The sequence below is a fragment of the Lysinibacillus sp. 38-6 genome (assembly GCF_046245175.1).
In the GTDB taxonomy this organism is placed as follows: domain Bacteria; phylum Bacillota; class Bacilli; order Bacillales_A; family Planococcaceae; genus Lysinibacillus.
In genome coordinates, this window is sequence record NZ_CP176417.1 from 673,478 (window position 1) to 689,520 (window position 16,043).

The 16,043-nt window shown below is 35.8% G+C and carries 19 protein-coding genes; 17 read left to right on the forward strand and 2 right to left on the reverse strand.

The features are described 5' to 3' along the window. The first annotated feature begins 102 nt into the window (after nt 1-102). The 16 genes from ACKVEV_RS03520 to ACKVEV_RS03595 all read left to right on the forward strand — a co-directional run bounded on the left by ACKVEV_RS03520 (nt 103) and on the right by ACKVEV_RS03595 (nt 13,775). Complete coding sequence (locus ACKVEV_RS03520; RefSeq protein WP_409369017.1) at nt 103-537, forward strand: NUDIX hydrolase; 435 nt, start codon at nt 103-105, stop codon at nt 535-537. Nucleotides 538-640: 103 nt separating this feature from the next. Next, on the forward strand, nt 641-1,288 hold the full coding sequence (locus ACKVEV_RS03525; protein ID WP_409369019.1) for a GntR family transcriptional regulator: 648 nt from the start codon (nt 641-643) through the stop codon (nt 1,286-1,288). Between the two features lie 188 nt (nt 1,289-1,476). Next, the gene (locus ACKVEV_RS03530) at nt 1,477-2,592 is read left to right on the forward strand and encodes a M20 family metallopeptidase (RefSeq protein ID WP_409369020.1); all 1,116 of its coding nucleotides are present in this window, start codon (nt 1,477-1,479) and stop codon (nt 2,590-2,592) included. 36 nt (nt 2,593-2,628) lie between these two features. Then, nucleotides 2,629-4,041 (forward strand): YfcC family protein, encoded by a 1,413-nt coding sequence (locus ACKVEV_RS03535; protein ID WP_409369021.1) that lies wholly within the window; start codon nt 2,629-2,631, stop codon nt 4,039-4,041. A 22-nt stretch (nt 4,042-4,063) separates the two neighbouring features. Beyond that, the gene (locus ACKVEV_RS03540; protein WP_409369022.1) at nt 4,064-5,284 is read left to right on the forward strand and encodes a M20 family metallopeptidase; all 1,221 of its coding nucleotides are present in this window, start codon (nt 4,064-4,066) and stop codon (nt 5,282-5,284) included. A 201-nt stretch (nt 5,285-5,485) separates the two neighbouring features. Continuing rightward, the gene (locus ACKVEV_RS03545; RefSeq protein ID WP_409369023.1) at nt 5,486-6,292 is read left to right on the forward strand and encodes a transporter substrate-binding domain-containing protein; all 807 of its coding nucleotides are present in this window, start codon (nt 5,486-5,488) and stop codon (nt 6,290-6,292) included. An 89-nt stretch (nt 6,293-6,381) separates the two neighbouring features. Beyond that, entirely contained in the window at nt 6,382-7,038 is a 657-nt protein-coding gene (locus ACKVEV_RS03550) for an amino acid ABC transporter permease (RefSeq protein WP_409369024.1), read from the forward strand. A gap of 11 nt (nt 7,039-7,049) precedes the next feature. After that, nucleotides 7,050-7,796, forward strand: coding sequence for an amino acid ABC transporter ATP-binding protein (locus ACKVEV_RS03555; RefSeq protein ID WP_409369025.1), 747 nt, complete (start codon nt 7,050-7,052; stop codon nt 7,794-7,796). 749 nt (nt 7,797-8,545) lie between these two features. Continuing rightward, the gene (locus tag ACKVEV_RS03560; RefSeq protein WP_409369026.1) at nt 8,546-9,343 is read left to right on the forward strand and encodes a S8 family peptidase; all 798 of its coding nucleotides are present in this window, start codon (nt 8,546-8,548) and stop codon (nt 9,341-9,343) included. An 18-nt stretch (nt 9,344-9,361) separates the two neighbouring features. Next, nucleotides 9,362-10,315 carry an SAR2788 family putative toxin gene (locus ACKVEV_RS03565; protein WP_409369027.1) on the forward strand — a complete coding sequence of 318 codons (954 nt, stop codon included), beginning with the start codon at nt 9,362-9,364 and terminating at the stop codon, nt 10,313-10,315. Between the two features lie 21 nt (nt 10,316-10,336). Further along, nucleotides 10,337-10,675, forward strand: a complete 339-nt coding sequence (locus ACKVEV_RS03570) for a hypothetical protein (RefSeq protein WP_409369028.1) — start codon at nt 10,337-10,339, stop codon at nt 10,673-10,675. A 70-nt stretch (nt 10,676-10,745) separates the two neighbouring features. Continuing rightward, on the forward strand, nt 10,746-11,270 hold the full coding sequence (locus ACKVEV_RS03575) for a hypothetical protein (RefSeq protein WP_409369029.1): 525 nt from the start codon (nt 10,746-10,748) through the stop codon (nt 11,268-11,270). A gap of 106 nt (nt 11,271-11,376) precedes the next feature. After that, nucleotides 11,377-11,901, forward strand: a complete 525-nt coding sequence (locus ACKVEV_RS03580) for a hypothetical protein (RefSeq protein WP_409369030.1) — start codon at nt 11,377-11,379, stop codon at nt 11,899-11,901. 98 nt (nt 11,902-11,999) lie between these two features. Continuing rightward, nucleotides 12,000-12,533 (forward strand): hypothetical protein, encoded by a 534-nt coding sequence (locus ACKVEV_RS03585; RefSeq protein WP_409369031.1) that lies wholly within the window; start codon nt 12,000-12,002, stop codon nt 12,531-12,533. A gap of 92 nt (nt 12,534-12,625) precedes the next feature. Then, entirely contained in the window at nt 12,626-13,150 is a 525-nt protein-coding gene (locus tag ACKVEV_RS03590; RefSeq protein ID WP_409369033.1) for a hypothetical protein, read from the forward strand. A 106-nt stretch (nt 13,151-13,256) separates the two neighbouring features. Further along, nucleotides 13,257-13,775, forward strand: coding sequence for a hypothetical protein (locus ACKVEV_RS03595; protein WP_409369034.1), 519 nt, complete (start codon nt 13,257-13,259; stop codon nt 13,773-13,775). A gap of 42 nt (nt 13,776-13,817) precedes the next feature. Here the strand turns inward: ACKVEV_RS03595 and ACKVEV_RS03600 are convergent, their stop codons facing one another. Continuing rightward, nucleotides 13,818-14,210: a ribonuclease HI family protein gene (locus tag ACKVEV_RS03600; RefSeq protein ID WP_409369035.1), complete on the reverse strand. Its 393-nt coding sequence runs from the start codon at nt 14,208-14,210 to the stop codon at nt 13,818-13,820. 183 nt (nt 14,211-14,393) lie between these two features. Here ACKVEV_RS03600 and ACKVEV_RS03605 point away from each other — a divergent pair, with 183 nt between their 5' ends. Beyond that, nucleotides 14,394-14,585 carry a zinc-finger domain-containing protein gene (locus ACKVEV_RS03605; RefSeq protein ID WP_231786000.1) on the forward strand — a complete coding sequence of 64 codons (192 nt, stop codon included), beginning with the start codon at nt 14,394-14,396 and terminating at the stop codon, nt 14,583-14,585. 362 nt (nt 14,586-14,947) lie between these two features. Here ACKVEV_RS03605 and ACKVEV_RS03610 read toward each other — a convergent pair whose 3' ends face one another. Then, nucleotides 14,948-15,931 carry an SEC-C domain-containing protein gene (locus tag ACKVEV_RS03610; RefSeq protein WP_409369036.1) on the reverse strand — a complete coding sequence of 328 codons (984 nt, stop codon included), beginning with the start codon at nt 15,929-15,931 and terminating at the stop codon, nt 14,948-14,950. Between the last annotated feature and the right edge of the window lie 112 nt (nt 15,932-16,043).

The window sequence follows — 16,043 nt, forward strand, 5'->3', positions numbered from 1 at the left end:
ATTTAATGTAAAATCGTTGCATTATACCAAAAGGGATTAACGCTTTTAATGTGGAATGTATAGAACAAAGAAGCTTGATAAAAATACAAAGGGGTCTTAAAAATGGAAAAATGGTTTGGCTCTTCTGCTGTTTGTATAAATGATAATAATGAAGTATTGATGGTGTTACAAGGAAAGCCAGAAGAAGAAAAAACTTGGACGGTGCCATCTGGTGGGTTAGAAAATAATGAAACATATGAAGCATGTTGTCTTCGAGAATTTGAGGAAGAGACTGGTTTTGTTGGTGAAATAGTGGGGGAAATAACAAAGAAGCAAGGCAACGCTCGTACATATGATATAGCTATTGAAGTTCATTATTTTTTAGTGAAGATAATTGGTGGCGAACGAGTGATTCAAGACCCAGACAATTTAATTTATAATATTGCTTGGAAAACACTTGAAGATTTAAAGATACTTGATTTATCTTTTCCTGAAGATCGAGCATTGTTAATGCATTACATAGAAAATAGGGCAGTACTGAAAAATATAGATTGCTAGTTTTGAATAGCAATTAGCAACGACTATGGTTAAATTACTAGAAAAAAGTGTATAGTAGTTATAAAGGATTTAATAAAAAAATAATTGATATTGAGGTACCTTTATGAATAATTATTTATCGCTAAAAGACCATGTTTATAATTATATCGTCGATCAAATTAATAATGGAAATCTGATTGCCGGCAAAAAGGTAAATGAAAGTGCCATTAGTGAAAGTTTAAATGTGAGTAGAACACCGGTTAGGGAGGCTTTAATCCAACTTTCTTCAGAAGGATTATTAGAAAATGTCCCGAGAAAAGGGTTTGTCATTAAAAGTCTGACTACCGAAGAAGCGAAAGAAACTTATTTTATTATTGGCGCTTTGGATGGCTTGGCTGCAGCGCTAGCCGCCCCTTTTCTAACGGAAAAGCATATGAATGAAATGGAGTTTTATATTCAAAGTATTGATTTAGCTATTAATACAGGTAATTTCTCTATGTATCATAAAATGCAGGAAGCCTTTCACGGTGTCTATCTATCCGTCTGTCCAAATAAAAGTCTTGTAAACCTTCTTTTACAATTGCAAAAGAAATTTTTGAAAAACTTTGATCACTCAGGTGAGGCTGAAATGACAAAGAAACGTCTGACGCAGACGAATAACGAGCATCGCAAAATGATAGAAATGTTTGAAAAAGGCGAAATCATTGAATTAGAGCGTTACATGAAGGAAGTCCATTGGAATATTGATAAAGCAGAGCTTATCCCGCTTTAAGGGCAAAATTGCTCGCTTACACACGAAAAATAATTCTGTCTTGATAAAAGGCAGAATTATTTTTTTGTTGAAAAAATCAAAATATAAAATATAATATACAATATACAGAAAACTAGTTGTTTTTTTACCCTAATAAGATAAAGAGATTAGGAGAGTGAAAAATCAACTATTTGAGGAGGATAATATACATGAACAGTCAAAACTTTGATTTAGCGAAGCAATTGCGACATGAATTACACCAACATCCTGAACTTTCGAACGAAGAAACATGGACAAAACAGCATTTAATTAACTTTTTGAAAACGTATACAAAGCTGGAGATTGTCGATAAAGGGAACTGGTTTTATGCAATCTACCATGCACAATCAGCGAAACAAAATATTGCTTTCCGTGCAGATTATGATGCCCTTCCAATGGATGAAGTGATTGACATTCCTTGGGCCTCACAATTTCCTGGAAAAGCACATAAATGTGGGCATGATGGTCACGCTGCCACATTAGCGGGATTTGCATTGGAAGTCGATCAACATGGAGCAGACAATAATATCTTCTTCCTATTCCAGCCTGCTGAAGAAACAGGAGATGGCGCTATTCAATGTGTGGATTTTATTAAGGAGCACAATATCGATGAAATTTTCGCCTACCATAATATGAGTGGCCTACCATATAAAGCGGTAGGAATTATTGATGGTACAGCATTATGTGCTTCAAAAGGGATGACAATTCATATGCAAGGTTCGCCTACCCATGCGAGTCAGCCTGAAAAGGGCATTAACCCCGCATTTGCCATTGCCAATCTAGTCAATGCGATTCCTGAATTTACATCCTCACAACGAAATAAAGGGCTTGTTTTATGTACGGTTGTACAGATCGATGTCGGAGAAAATGCCTTTGGTATTGCAGCGTCGACAGGAACGCTTCGTTTAACAATTCGCGCTCTATACGAAGATGAGTTAAATCAACTGCAAGAAAACCTTGAAAATTTCGCTAAAGAGCAAGCACAACAATATGGATTACGTGTAAGTTTTGACTATAATGATGAATTCCCAGAAACGTTTAATCATAAAGAAAGTGCAGACAAAATTCGTGCCGTTGTAAAATCTGAGGGCATGGCATTAATTGAACTGGATGAGGCTTTCCGCGGTTCTGAAGATTTTGGTCATTTTACTAAGCGTACAAAAGGAGCGTATTGCTTCATTGGCAATGGTGAAGAGTATCCGCATGTTCATACACATGAATACGATTTCCGTGATGAATTAATTGAATCAGGTGTGGACTTATTTACAGCCTTAATTAAACTATAATTTTGCCATCTGCAAAGGGGATTTGGAGGATTTCACATGTCATCAAAGCAAAAACAAAAGGGCATTAATTTCCCACATGTTTACATTATGTTTATGCTCGTTATGCTACTCGTCGTGTTACTATCATGGATAGTACCAAGTGGAGAGTACGAACGGAACGTCAATCCGGATACGGGCATAACGGAACTCAATACAGAGAAATTTGCGTACGTGGAGCAAGCGAAGCCAATCGGATTTATGGATTTTTTCACCGCTTTACATAATGGGGTTGTGCAATCAGCAGATATCATTGTGATGTTGCTATTTGCAAGTGGAGCGTTATTTATTCTTGAAAAGTCTGGTGCCATTGCTGCTGGTATCCATAAATTATTAAGCGTTGCCGCAGGGAAAGAAAAGCTTATTATCGTCTCTTTGCTCGTATTGTTCTCGGTCTTAGGAACAATCGGTTTTGGCGAAGGGGGTATCCCATTTATTCCGCTAGCGATGGCTGTCGTAATGGGTTTAGGGTATGACCGAATTACGGCTTTCGCCATCCCGACTGTCGGTTTAGCCATTGGTTTTACTGCAGGCGTTGTTAATTTCTATACGACAGGGGTAAGTCAAACAATCGTCGGTTTACCGATTTATTCTGGACTAGCATTTCGTATCGTTGCGTTAATCGTCTTTATTCTGATTTCCATCATCTATATTTTACGCTATGCCAATAAAACGAAGGCGGATCCTAGTAAAAGTATTGTAGCTGATGAATATTTAGAGGAACTAGAAAATTCGAAAACAGCAGAGTATGAAGAGGAAGAATTGACGCTATCTCGAAAGTTAGCATTACTAGGTTTAGTTGTGGTATTAGTAGGGAGTGCATTCGGTGCGATTAAACTAGGATGGGCCATGCCTGAACTATCTGCTGTCTATGCGATTTATGCAATCTTCTTAGTCATGATTTTAAAACTTAATCCGAGCGAAGCTGCTGAAACATTTGGAGTCGGGGCGGCGAGACTATTGCCTACAGGTTTAGCAATCGGCTTTGCCCGTTCAGTCATGATATTAATGACGCAAGCCCAAATCATTGATACAGCGGTGCATTCTTTATCGAATGTCCTAAGTAATACGGGCACAATTATTACATTATTAATACTTTTCATCGTTGTTATTTTCTTCAACTTCTTCGTTGTTTCAGGAAGTGGCAAGGCAATTATTTTAATGCCTATTATGGGTCCTTTAGGGAAAATATTAGGGATTAATCAACAAGTCATGGTAGTCGTTTATCAATTTGGTGATGGCTTTACCAATTATTTATGGCCGACATCAGGCGGGCTAATGGCAGCGCTTGGTATGTCGAATGTTAGTTATGCGGCGTGGGTGAAGTTTTCAGTGAAACTGTTCTTATTACTACATTTCGCAGCATTTGTTTTAATATTAATTGCTCACTATATGGGATTAGGACCATTCTAAATAATAAAGGGGATTTTACAGGATGAATATTTTAGAACATTCAAAGAAATATGAAGAACAAATTATTAAAGATCGCCGCTATTTACACCAATATCCGGAAATTGGCTTTGAGCTGCCTAATACACAAAAATATATTCAACAACGATTGGATGAAATGGGTATCACCCATAAACAATGTGGGATCGTACCTCCTGACATTCAAAAAAAATATGAAATAGCAGGTTTTGGTTCACAGGCTCAATGTACGGGTGTAGTCGCTACCATTGGACAAGGGGCTCCTTGTATTTTGCTGCGAGCAGATATGGATGCGCTACCAATCGATGAAGAAGTAGACTGTGATTTTACATCAAAAAATCCTGGTGTGATGCACGCGTGTGGTCATGACTCTCATGTAGCGATGCTATTAGGAGCTGCTCAAATTTTAAAGGACCGTGAAGCGGAATTGCAAGGAACAGTAAAATTATTGTTCCAACCTGGGGAAGAGTGGGGCTACGGCTCCAAACTAATGATTGATGATGGTTTGCTACAAAACCCTAAAGTAGATGCTGCTTTTGGGATTCACATTATGCCTGATCAACAAGCTGGCACATTATCTGTCCATAAAGGGACGTTAACGCAAGCGATGGATACGTATATTGTGAATATTCAAGGCAATGGTGGTCATAGCTCACAGCCACATAAAACAATTGATGCAAATATGATTATGAATCAACTATATACAAGTTTAAATCTATTAATGACACGAGAAGCAGATCCAAATCATAGTGTGACATTTTCTGTAGGTGCCATGAGCGGTGGTACGGCGACAAATATTATTCCAGACAAAGCCGTTTTACAAGGCAATATGCGTAGCTATGACCAACAAACGCGCGATCATTTATGTCAACGCATCACAGAGATGATTGACCATACTGTAAAAGCATGGCGCGGACAATACAGTACGATAGAATTCCATACGCCAACAACCTATAATAATCCACAATTTATTGAGGCCATTACACCGTTTTTAGAACATGTAGTAGGTGCCGACAATGTGGTGGATAACGGATATCTCGGTGGTTCAGAAGACTTTTCTTACATTTCCCAAGAAGTACCTTCTGCATTTGTTGTGTTAGGGACAGGTAAAGAAGGCGAGGCTCCAGTGCACAACCCACGTATGCGCCAAAATGAGGACATGTTTAAATATGGAGCTGCTTTACATGCAAATGTAGCCATTGAATGGTTAAAACAACAGCATAGATAATATAGACATTTAAACAGTTCAACCGGAGCATTCTGGTTGAACTGTTTTTTAAATCAAACTCAAATCTAATATTCTAATAATTCAATTAAGATATTGACAACAATACGCCACTTTGATATCCTTTAACACATTAGTAGTTTAGCAAGAGAAAGTGTTACTGCTATATCGCAATTAATATAATACGTAAGGGGATATTTAATCATGAAGCGCATTTTTACATTACTTTTCATGCTGACAGCGATACTTGCTCTAGCAGCATGTGGTAATTCTGGAGACAAGTCGAGTGCTACTGATAGTTCGACAGATTCATCTAAAACAACAGATAAAGTGATAATCGGAATCGATGACAAGTTTGCGCCATTAGGATTCCGTGATGATAAAAACGAAATCGTAGGCTTTGATATCGACTTAGCACGGGCTGCTGCCGAACATATGGGCATGGAAGTAGAATTTCAACCAATCGATTGGAAAACAAAAGAAGCTGAATTAATAAGCGGTCGTATCGACTTAATTTGGAACGGTTATACCATTACAGATGAGCGCAAAGAAAAGGTATTATTTACAAAGCCTTATTTGGAAAATTCGCAAGCAGTTATTACATTAAAAAAATCACCGATTAACACACTTAACGATTTAGCAGGAAAAGAAGTTGGTCTACAAGCACAATCTTCTGCTGCGGAAGCACTGAATGCCAACCCAATCCACAAAGAAGTGAAAAATGTGACAGAGTTTGCAGATAATGTGTTAGCTTTAACCGATTTAAAAACAGGTCGCTTAGATGCAGTCATTATTGATGCTGTTGTGGCAGAATATTACATGACACAAGAGCCTGAAACATTCAAACTATTAGATGAATCATTAGCTCCAGAGCAATATGGTATTGGTGTTAAACCAGGAAACGAAGCTTTATTAGAAAAACTTCAAGCCGCTTTAGATAAAATGAATGAAGATGGTACATCAGCTGAAATTTCTACGAAATGGTTCGGTGAAGATAAAGTATTGAAATAAAGGGATCTCTTTATTAGTACAAAATATTTGAATGTTATCCGACAAGAGTTTCCTCGTGAAACTCTTATCTTTTTGGAGGGAAAATAGTTATGGCGGATTACTGGCAAACAATGATTTTGCCGATGCTCGATGGCGCAAAAATGACGGTGCTGCTGTTCATTATCGCCATTGTTGCATCAATTCCACTTGGTTTCTTACTTACATTAGCTGCAAAGAGTCGTATCAAACCATTGTCTTGGTTTGCGCATACGTATATTTATGTCATGCGTGGCACACCGCTGTTGCTACAATTGTTATTAATCTGCTTCGGATTGCCGATGGTACCAGTAATCGGTGAATATATGGTGCTTGATCGCTTCGTTGCTGCATGTCTTGGCTTTATTTTAAATTACGCTGCCTATTTTGCTGAAATTTTCCGTGGTGGCTTATTAGCGATTGATAAAGGTCAATATGAAGCGGCACAAGTATTAGGTTTATCAAAATGGCAAACGACGACACGCATTATTTTGCCACAAATGTTTCGCGTAGCATTACCGGCTTTATCGAATGAATCGGTCACTTTAATTAAGGACACAGCACTTCTTTACGCTGTCGCAGTACCTGAATTACTGCATTTTGCACAAACAGCTGTCAACCGTGATTTTACTATTGTGCCGTTCTTTATTGCAGGTATTATCTATTTAGTGATGACGCTCGTCTTAACAATATTCTTTAAGTGGCTTGAAAAACGTTTTAAATTTGAATAGAGGTGACACAAATGGCACTGCTTGAAGTATCGAATTTGAAGAAATCCTTTGGCGCGTTAGAGGTGCTAAAGACAATTACATTTAACATAGAGAAAAACGATGTCGTAGCGGTTATTGGTCCTTCGGGATCTGGTAAAAGTACTATGCTACGAAGCTTAATTCATTTAGAAGAAATTAATGGGGGAAGCATTTCTGTCGATGGTGACTATTTAGTCCGAGACGGCGTATATGCCAAGCAACAGGATAGTAAAAAAATTACGGCAAAAATGGGAATGGTATTTCAGCACTTTAACCTATTCCCACATTTAACTGTACAGCAAAATCTTGAAATAGCGCCAGGCTTATTGAAAATAGAATCAGCTGAAGCCATTAGCCGTCGCTGTCAGGATCTACTACAAAAAATTGGTCTTGCTGACAAAGCACAAGCTTATCCAGCGAATTTATCGGGCGGTCAAAAACAACGCGTCGCGATCGCACGGGCACTTATGATGAACCCTCAAATTTTATTATTTGATGAGCCGACTTCAGCCCTTGATCCAGAACTGACAGGTGAAGTATTAAAAGTGATGAAAGATTTAGCAGAAGATCAAATGACAATGATCGTTGTGACACACGAAATGGGCTTTGCACGCGAAGTCGCCAACAAAGTCGTCTTTATGGATGGCGGCGACATCATCGAAGCAAACCATCCAGAAGCGTTCTTTACAAATCCGAAGCACGAGCGGACAAAAGCCTTTTTACAAAGGAATTTAAAATAAGATAGAAGCTGTCTCCTTTGAGATGGCTTTTTTTTATTTATGCCTACTGCCGTTGATTTGCGCTACGGGCGGACGTTTTCCGCGGGCACACACGTAAGCCGCAACCCTCGCTACGCGCGGTTTGTTGCGTCTTACGTTATGTGCTTTCCCGCAGGAGTCGTCGCCCTCCGCTCCAATCAACTGAATGAAAGTAAAATGCATCAAGGGTATACCTATTGCCTTTTTGCCTTTTGGCAAACACTTCTGCTGCCTCAGTAAATATTTAACTAAATGTAGGGTATTAAAAGTAAACTTCATTCCTTTTGTAGATTTTCTGGCTTACACCTTCTAGAATCACCTGTAAACCCATGGAAATCGCCAGTAAAACTTCAGCTAACGCCACGAAACCCTCGGAAATCGCCATGAAAACCATAGAAAAGGCCACGAAACCCTTAAGAAACGCCACGAAACTAATAGCAATCGCCATTACGAAAAATTTGCATGGAAATCTACATTAAATTTATTGACACTCTTTATAGTGAGATTTTAGAATAATCTTAAAAAATCTTCTCTTGAAAACTTCATTTTGTCTTGTAGAGAACTAAAAAGGATTTTATCTAAATCTATTTTAATTTTCCAACATGACCATCACTTCACTACGAAAAACCCTACAGATTAACTATCTTTAGAGAGCCCATCCATGTTGGAATTAATTTTAACAACTACATAGCAAGGTGGTGAACGCTATCAATAAAAAATTGGGTGTCTTTTTGTCACTGATTATTTTTTTCCTTTGTTATTTGACCCTTGGACAATTGGCAATAAAAAGTGACAACCACTACATAAAAGTAGCTGTACTGGATAGTGGTATTACTAAAGAGTTAGATTTCTTTCAAGGCGTCGTATTTGAAGAAGTCAATCTCATTCATCCTGCAGAAAAGATTGTTGATGATTTTAATCATGGTACGCCAGTTGCGGGAATTATTGTAGGTAAAGAAAAAGCTCCAATTAGTAAGAGACTAAAAATATATGATATTAAACTGTTAGATGAAAAAGGCAATGGTTCAATTGACCATTTAATAGAAGCCATTAATTGGTGTATAGATAAAAAGGTTGACTTCATTAATATTAGTTTTGGCTTTCAAACGCCAAATGCACAATTAGAATCTATTATTAACAAAGCATTAGAACAAGGGATTACCATTGTCGCCGCAGCGGGCAATACATATGGTTTAGCAACCGACTATCCAGCAAAATTGGATGGTGTACTATCCATTGGTTCCATTAATGAACAAAATAAACGCTCCTCTTTTTCAGCTATTGGAAAAATTGATTATGTTTTTAACGGGGAGAATGTACAAAGTATTAATCATCATGGTCAAGCATCTGTCTTTACAGGAACCTCTTTTGCAGCTGCCTATGCAACAATTCTATTTATTCAGTTGAAAGAAACATATAAGGAGGTTGAGTCAAAAGAAAATTTTAACGCTTTCTTACAACAATATACTGTGACAAAAGATTTTTGGCATGAAGCTGAATATGGCAAAGGTACATTATTTATACAATAATAAAGGGGAAATGAAACGATGAAATGGAAAAAACACTTCATATCTATTATTATTGCAGGGTTGCTATTTGCAAATATTGGGCCCCATTTGATTGCGGCACAGGAAGATATTGTAGTGGCTGATGAGCCTATTGTGATGGTTTCCATAGATGATATACATGACGTAAATATTGAAGAATACCAACAAGAACTATACGATGAATTAAATAAAAATCTTATATATTCAGATGATAGTACGATAAATATTCAGAATATTGAAATATACGATAACGAATTACTGGTCCAAACAACTTTTGAGTCCGAGGATTTGAAAGCTGATTTAGACATCAAGTTTGATAGTGAAAGCGAAGAAATTTTAATCGATAGTGTTATCGAAGAAAAAGGTATAGTCGAGCAAAACAATTATCGTGTGACGATGCAACAACTGGAAGAAGACTATTATAGTACAATCTTTACGGATTTAGAAACGCAGGAAACGTATGAAAGCAATCCTGCAAGATTAGAAGCATCGATTATACATGCCCTTGTATACAGAATCGGTAGTGCGATTATTCAATATACAATAAAAAAAATCGGTACTAAAAAAATCCTGCAAATTGGCAAACGCTCATTTTACAGCAAGTCAAAAGATGCAGCGAAGAAAGCTGTAGCCAACTTTACAGATATCACTTTGGATGTAGGCGGTGGTAAAAAGGTTTACTTTACGAAAGCTAAAATGAGACATATTTTAGAAAGACATCATCCGAATTATTGGACTGGAAATGAGAAAAAGACGTTTTTTGATCCAGATTTATCTGTAAATGATATTAAAAATATTGTCACTACGGTAATTAATAATAATAAATCTGCGATATCTAGACGATTAATAGATGTAAAAGAGATAAATGTGTTTGCTAAAGTAAATGGAGTTGAATATAAAGTTGCAATTAATAAGTATGGGCACGTAAGTTCTGCATACCCTGTTGGGAAATAAATAGAAAGAATGGTGTTTAGTATGGATACTCTAAAGATCGAAACATTTATAGGCGAAGAAAATCTAAATGCTTTTCCAGATTTAGTGATTGAAAGTTATCCTATTTCTAATCCTTTAGCAATTGAAAAGGCACAGAAGATTTTAGAAGAAAATGAGGGTGATTATTTATGTGGCTTTGTTTCTTTGATTTATAATGGTGTGATGATTTTTGGAGAAGAACAAATAACGGAAAGTTTATTAGATACGTGGTGGGATTTAATTTATATTTTTAATAGTCATTATGACGGAAGCAGACACAGGATTGTTTTTCTAGATAATCATCCCTATAAAAAAATTAGTTGGCCAAAATTTAAAATATAGAAGGGAGACTACTTGTCTGCGAGTAGTCCCCACAATGTTTTTTGGATTACTCATAAGTGTGAGGTGTCGTATGAATAAACTAAAAATCGAAACATTTATAGGGGAAGAAGATATAACTGCTCCTGTTTATAAAATCGAAAGTTTTTCTATTACCAATCCATTAGCTTTGGAAAAGGCACAGAAGATTTTAGAAGAAAATGAAGGTGATTACTTATGTGGCTTTGTCAGTTTGATTTATAATGATATGGTTATTTTTGGCGAAGAGCAAATAACAGAAAGCTTATTAGATACGTGGAGTAGTTTAAGTAATATTTTAGATAGTAGATATGATGGGAGCAAAGAGGAGATAAATTTTTTAGATAATTATCCCTATTACTACACTACAATTCAAGAAATTGATCAATTTTATGAAATTCAACTTGATAGTTCTCGACGCTATCTGTTGCCTAAAGAGCAATTCAAAAAAGAAGTGAAGAAAGAATTTTTAAAATTTGTAGAGTTTTGTAAAAATGAAAAACTACAGTTCGCCGAAGACAGTTTATATCGGGGAATTATAGAAACATATGATGAATTACTTCAACATGAAGATAGATAAATATTAGAAGGCTAATTTATAAACTGGAGACTGCTTGAAGTTATCGAGCAGTCCCCAATTTAACCTTTAATATATGACTCATTTTCAAAGAAGTGAGGTGTTTTGTATGAATAAACTAAAGATCGAAACGTTTATAGGGGAAGAAGATATATATGCTCCTGTTTATAAAATTGAAAGCTACCCGATTACCAATCCTTTAGCGGTAGAAAAAGCACAGAAGATTTTAGAAGAAAACGAAGGTGATTATTTATGTGGCTTTGTCAGCTTAATTTATAATGATGTGGTGATTTTTGGTAAAGAGCAAATAACGGAAGATTTATTAGATACGTGGTGTGATTTAATCTATATTTTTGATAGTCATTATGATGGAAGAAGCCATAGGATTGTTTTTTTAGATAATTATCCTTTTACCGATACTACAATACAAGAAATTGGTCAGTATTATGAAATTCAACTTGATAGTTCTCAGCGCTATCTATTGCCTATAGAGCCATTCAAAAAAGAAGTGAAGAAAGAATTTTTAAAATTTGTGGAGTTTTGTAAAAATGAAAAACTACAGTTTTCCGAAGATAGTTCTTATCGGGGGCTTTTAGAGACATATGTAAAATTACTTCAACTTGAAGATATATAAATTTAGACGGCAAAATTATAGAGAGGAGACTGCTTGATAAATTCAAGCAGTCTCCACATTGTATTTCTATTGGAGTACTCATAAATGTGAGGTGTCGTATGAACAATCTTAAGATTGAAACATTTATTGTACAAGAAGATTTAAATGCTTTTCCAGAATGTAAAATTGAAAGCTATTCTATTCATAATCCATTAGCTGTTGATATAGCAAAGGGTATTTTGGAAGAAAATGAAGGTGATTACTTATGTGGCTTTGTCAGTTTGATTTATAATGATGTGGTGATTTTTGGTGAAGAGCAAATAACGGAAAGTTTATTAGAAACGTGGAGTGATTTAATTTATATTTTTAATAAATACTATGACGGAAGAAATCATGGAATTGTTTTTTTAGATAATGCTTTCTATAATGATACGGTAATTCAAGAAGTTGGTGAGTTTTATGAAATACAACTAGATTGTCACCAACGCTTTCTAGTTCCTATCGAACTTTTTAAAAATGAAGTGAAAAAGGAATTTTTTAAATTTGTGGAATTTTGTAAAAATGAAAAACTACAGTTTTCCAAGGAGAGTTCTTATCGTGGACTTTTAGAAACATACGAAGAATTAATTCAATATGAAGAGGAAAAAAATTAGTTGGCCAAAATTTAAAATATAGAAGGGAGACTACTTGTCTGCGAGTAGTCCCCACAATGTTTTTTGGATTACTCATAAGTGTGAGGTGTCGTATGAATAAACTAAAAATCGAAACATTTATAGGGGAAGAAGATATAACTGCTCCTGTTTATAAAATCGAAAGTTTTTCTATTACCAATCCATTAGCTTTGGAAAAGGCACAGAAGATTTTAGAAGAAAATGAAGGTGATTACTTATGTGGCTTTGTGAGTCTGATTTATAATGATGTGGTTATTTTTGGCGAAGAGCAAATAACCGAAAGTTTATTAGATACTTGGTGTGATTTAATCTATATTTTTGATAGTCATTATGATGGAAGAAGCCATAGGATTGTTTTTTTAGATAATTATCCTTTTACTGATACTACAATTCAAGAAATTGATCAATTTTATGAAATTCAACTTGATAGTTCTCAGCGCTATCTATTGCCTAAAGAGCCATTTAAAAAAGAAGTGAAGAAAGAATTTTTGAAATTTGTGGAGTTTTGTAAAAATGAAAAACTACAGTTCGCCGAAGACAGTTTATATCGGGGAATTTTAGAAACATATGATGAATTACTTCAACATGAAGATAGATAAATATTAGAAGGCTAATTTATAAACTGGTGACTGCTTGAAGTTATCGAGCAGTCACCAATTTAACCTTTAATATATGACTCATTTTCAAAGAAGTGAGGTGTTTTGTATGAATAAACTAAAGATTGAAACATTTATAGGGGAAGAAGATATAACTGCTCCTGTTTATAAAATTGAAAGCTATCCGATTACCAATCCTTTAGCGGTAGAAAAAGCACAGAAGATTTTAGAAGAAAACGAAGGTGATTATTTATGTGGCTTTGTCAGCTTAATTTATAATGATGTGGTGATTTTTGGTGAAGAGCAAATAACGGAATGTTTATTAGATACGTGGAGTACTTTTAGTTATCTTTTAGAAAGTAGATATGATGGAAGCAATCATCATATAATTTTTTTGGATAATTATCCATATATCGATACTACAATTCAAGAAAATGGGCAATATTATGAAATTCAACTTGATCGTTACCAGTGTTTTCTTGTACCGATTAAACCTTTTCAAGAAGAGCTGAAAAAGGAATTTTTTAAATTTGTGGAGTTTTGTAACAATGAAAAACTTTGGTTTTCTGAAGAAAGTTCTTATCAAGGGCTTTTAGAAACATACAATGAACTAAAATTAAGCGAATAGGGGATTGCTTGTGTTTAGCGAGCAGTCCCCACAATATTGTTTCTAATTTTTTTCTTTTTGAATGGCGTTGCGTGCTAATGCATCTGCTGCTTTATTTTGCCCATCTGGAATCCATTTGATGAAAAATAAATCAAAGTTGCTTGCCAGTTTTAATGCTTGCTCAAGAAAAGGTTTAAATTCTTCGTTTTTGACATATTCTTTTTCTATAGATGCAACGACCACTTTTGAATCGGAACGGACGGAGACAAGATTTGTGCCAAGCTTTTGTGCTTCCTCTAGACCGCGCACTAAGGCGGTGAATTCGGCAATATGATTATTTGTATGGCCGATGTATTCACTAATTTGTACGTGATGGCCTTCTCCTTTAATAAAAATGCCAATGCCACTAGGACCAGGATTGCCTGCACTTGCCGCATCGATATAGACCTCTAACATGAAAATCCCTACTTTGCGATTAGACTTCCATATTATTGTACAGCAATCGTGCTGTTTGACAACCTCCAAAAGAATGAAACAGTTTTTGTTAAATAAGGATGAACAAAATAGTTGCTTGTACACAATGTTCACCTCATAATAGAAAGACATGAAATTTGGACGTGAAAGGGGCGAATGTTCTTAATGGATAAAGTAATGGTAATGAAAGATATTGATGAACTACATGATATGTACTGTGCTGATTGCTTAGTCATTAAGCAACTGCGGAAAGAACGTGGGAAACAAGGAGCCCATCGTTTTTGTATTGAGGCATGTACAGTGGGAGAGCGACTGCAATTTTTAGGGGAAGAGCTAATGAAAGTATATAGCAAATAAGGCACTTTTCGTCTGAACTCTTACAAAAATACTCCGTAAGAAATTTTTATGCATAAACTAATCATATTTTGTGCTTTTCTTGCATAAATAACTATATGTTCGGAAATAATACAATTGGTTGGTTACCATAGAAAAAGCTACCTTGTTGTTCTGCAATGCAGATAACAAACGTAGCTTTTTTCTATTTATAGTGTAAACCGCTGATAGAAGTTCATGAATCGCGGGTAAACCAAGAGAAATCGCTGATAGAAACCAATGAATCGCCAGTAAACTCGTGTGAATCGCCACTAAACTGGTGAAAGTACCACCATAGCAAAAAAGTGTTAGATTGAATGCAATCAATCTAACACTTTTTCTATTTATTATTTTGTTTCAGCGTATTGGCTTAAGTCTTGATAGTATTTTGTTAAAGAGGATGGAGAAATATCGAAAGTCGCTGCAATTTCTTTCACTGTTAAAGAAAGCGATTCAAATAGCTCTTTTTCCTGACCGTAACGAATGGCACCTGCTGCGATTGCTGCTTCTTTACGTGCAGATGGTTGTCCTTCGATTAAGTAATCTTCCAATAATTCAAGCATTGGCGCTGTTTCACGCTCATTTTGCTCAAGGAATTCTTTCACTTGTGCAATTACACCGTTCTCGAAGCTAGTGAATTCTTCACCTTTGTAGCCATTCGATACAAGAAGCTCCCAGAATGAAAGATGATCTTCTTTTAAGAATGTTTGTACTTTCTTGTTAGAAGCTGCAAAGTTTTCTTGTAGTTTCACAAATACCTTTTCGTGGTCTTGTGGGAAGAATATAAGTGTAGACACCGCCAAATAATGTGCTTCTTGCTTCGTGCCATCAGGAAGGATGAACGCAAAGACATGCATGCCCTCAGGAATTGGCTTATCATTTTCGCGACGAATATAAATTTCTTCATTAGATAATACATGACGCGCTTTAAAATATTTTTCCTCAACAACAGTCACTGTACCGATAAATAATGTTGGTTGTGACCAGCCTTCTAGCACTTTTAACGTAGAAGGTCTCACCGTCTTTTTCTTCGTTTTCTTTAAATAACCTTTCCAAATAGATGGCTCTTGATGGAAGAAGAAGTCGTCTAACGCAATCGCTTCGATCAGCTCACGTTGTAGTACGCTCTCTAATTTAGGCTGCCATGTGCCAACATGTTCGATATAAGCACGAACATCTTTGCGTTCTGGATATTCTAGATAAAATGTTTGCAGTACACGCTCTAGTTCTTCGATTGCTACAGCTTCCACTGTAACTTGCTGTTTACCTTCACAACATTTTTTGTATTTTTTGCCGCTACCGCATGGGCATGGATCATTACGTTTTACCATAATTAGAAACACTTCCTTTGAAAATTGTTAGTGGATTTTTGCTAAATAAATTGCGTACTCTTAATAATAACGGTACTTTTGTACGAAGAAAAATGATTATCTATTTTGAAAT

Coding starts and splice junctions, on each gene's coding strand:
- ACKVEV_RS03550 (WP_409369024.1), top strand. CDS start 6,382: ATGGCGGATTACTGGCAAACAATGATTTTGCCGATGCTCGATGGCGCA.
- ACKVEV_RS03570 (WP_409369028.1), top strand. CDS start 10,337: ATGGATACTCTAAAGATCGAAACATTTATAGGCGAAGAAAATCTAAAT.
- ACKVEV_RS03545 (WP_409369023.1), top strand. CDS start 5,486: ATGAAGCGCATTTTTACATTACTTTTCATGCTGACAGCGATACTTGCT.
- ACKVEV_RS03525 (WP_409369019.1), top strand. CDS start 641: ATGAATAATTATTTATCGCTAAAAGACCATGTTTATAATTATATCGTC.
- ACKVEV_RS03580 (WP_409369030.1), top strand. CDS start 11,377: ATGAATAAACTAAAGATCGAAACGTTTATAGGGGAAGAAGATATATAT.
- ACKVEV_RS03605 (WP_231786000.1), top strand. CDS start 14,394: ATGGATAAAGTAATGGTAATGAAAGATATTGATGAACTACATGATATG.
- ACKVEV_RS03595 (WP_409369034.1), top strand. CDS start 13,257: ATGAATAAACTAAAGATTGAAACATTTATAGGGGAAGAAGATATAACT.
- ACKVEV_RS03610 (WP_409369036.1), bottom strand. CDS start 15,931: ATGGTAAAACGTAATGATCCATGCCCATGCGGTAGCGGCAAAAAATAC.
- ACKVEV_RS03585 (WP_409369031.1), top strand. CDS start 12,000: ATGAACAATCTTAAGATTGAAACATTTATTGTACAAGAAGATTTAAAT.
- ACKVEV_RS03540 (WP_409369022.1), top strand. CDS start 4,064: ATGAATATTTTAGAACATTCAAAGAAATATGAAGAACAAATTATTAAA.
- ACKVEV_RS03535 (WP_409369021.1), top strand. CDS start 2,629: ATGTCATCAAAGCAAAAACAAAAGGGCATTAATTTCCCACATGTTTAC.
- ACKVEV_RS03590 (WP_409369033.1), top strand. CDS start 12,626: ATGAATAAACTAAAAATCGAAACATTTATAGGGGAAGAAGATATAACT.
- ACKVEV_RS03565 (WP_409369027.1), top strand. CDS start 9,362: ATGAAATGGAAAAAACACTTCATATCTATTATTATTGCAGGGTTGCTA.
- ACKVEV_RS03600 (WP_409369035.1), bottom strand. CDS start 14,210: ATGTTAGAGGTCTATATCGATGCGGCAAGTGCAGGCAATCCTGGTCCT.
- ACKVEV_RS03530 (WP_409369020.1), top strand. CDS start 1,477: ATGAACAGTCAAAACTTTGATTTAGCGAAGCAATTGCGACATGAATTA.
- ACKVEV_RS03575 (WP_409369029.1), top strand. CDS start 10,746: ATGAATAAACTAAAAATCGAAACATTTATAGGGGAAGAAGATATAACT.
- ACKVEV_RS03555 (WP_409369025.1), top strand. CDS start 7,050: ATGGCACTGCTTGAAGTATCGAATTTGAAGAAATCCTTTGGCGCGTTA.
- ACKVEV_RS03520 (WP_409369017.1), top strand. CDS start 103: ATGGAAAAATGGTTTGGCTCTTCTGCTGTTTGTATAAATGATAATAAT.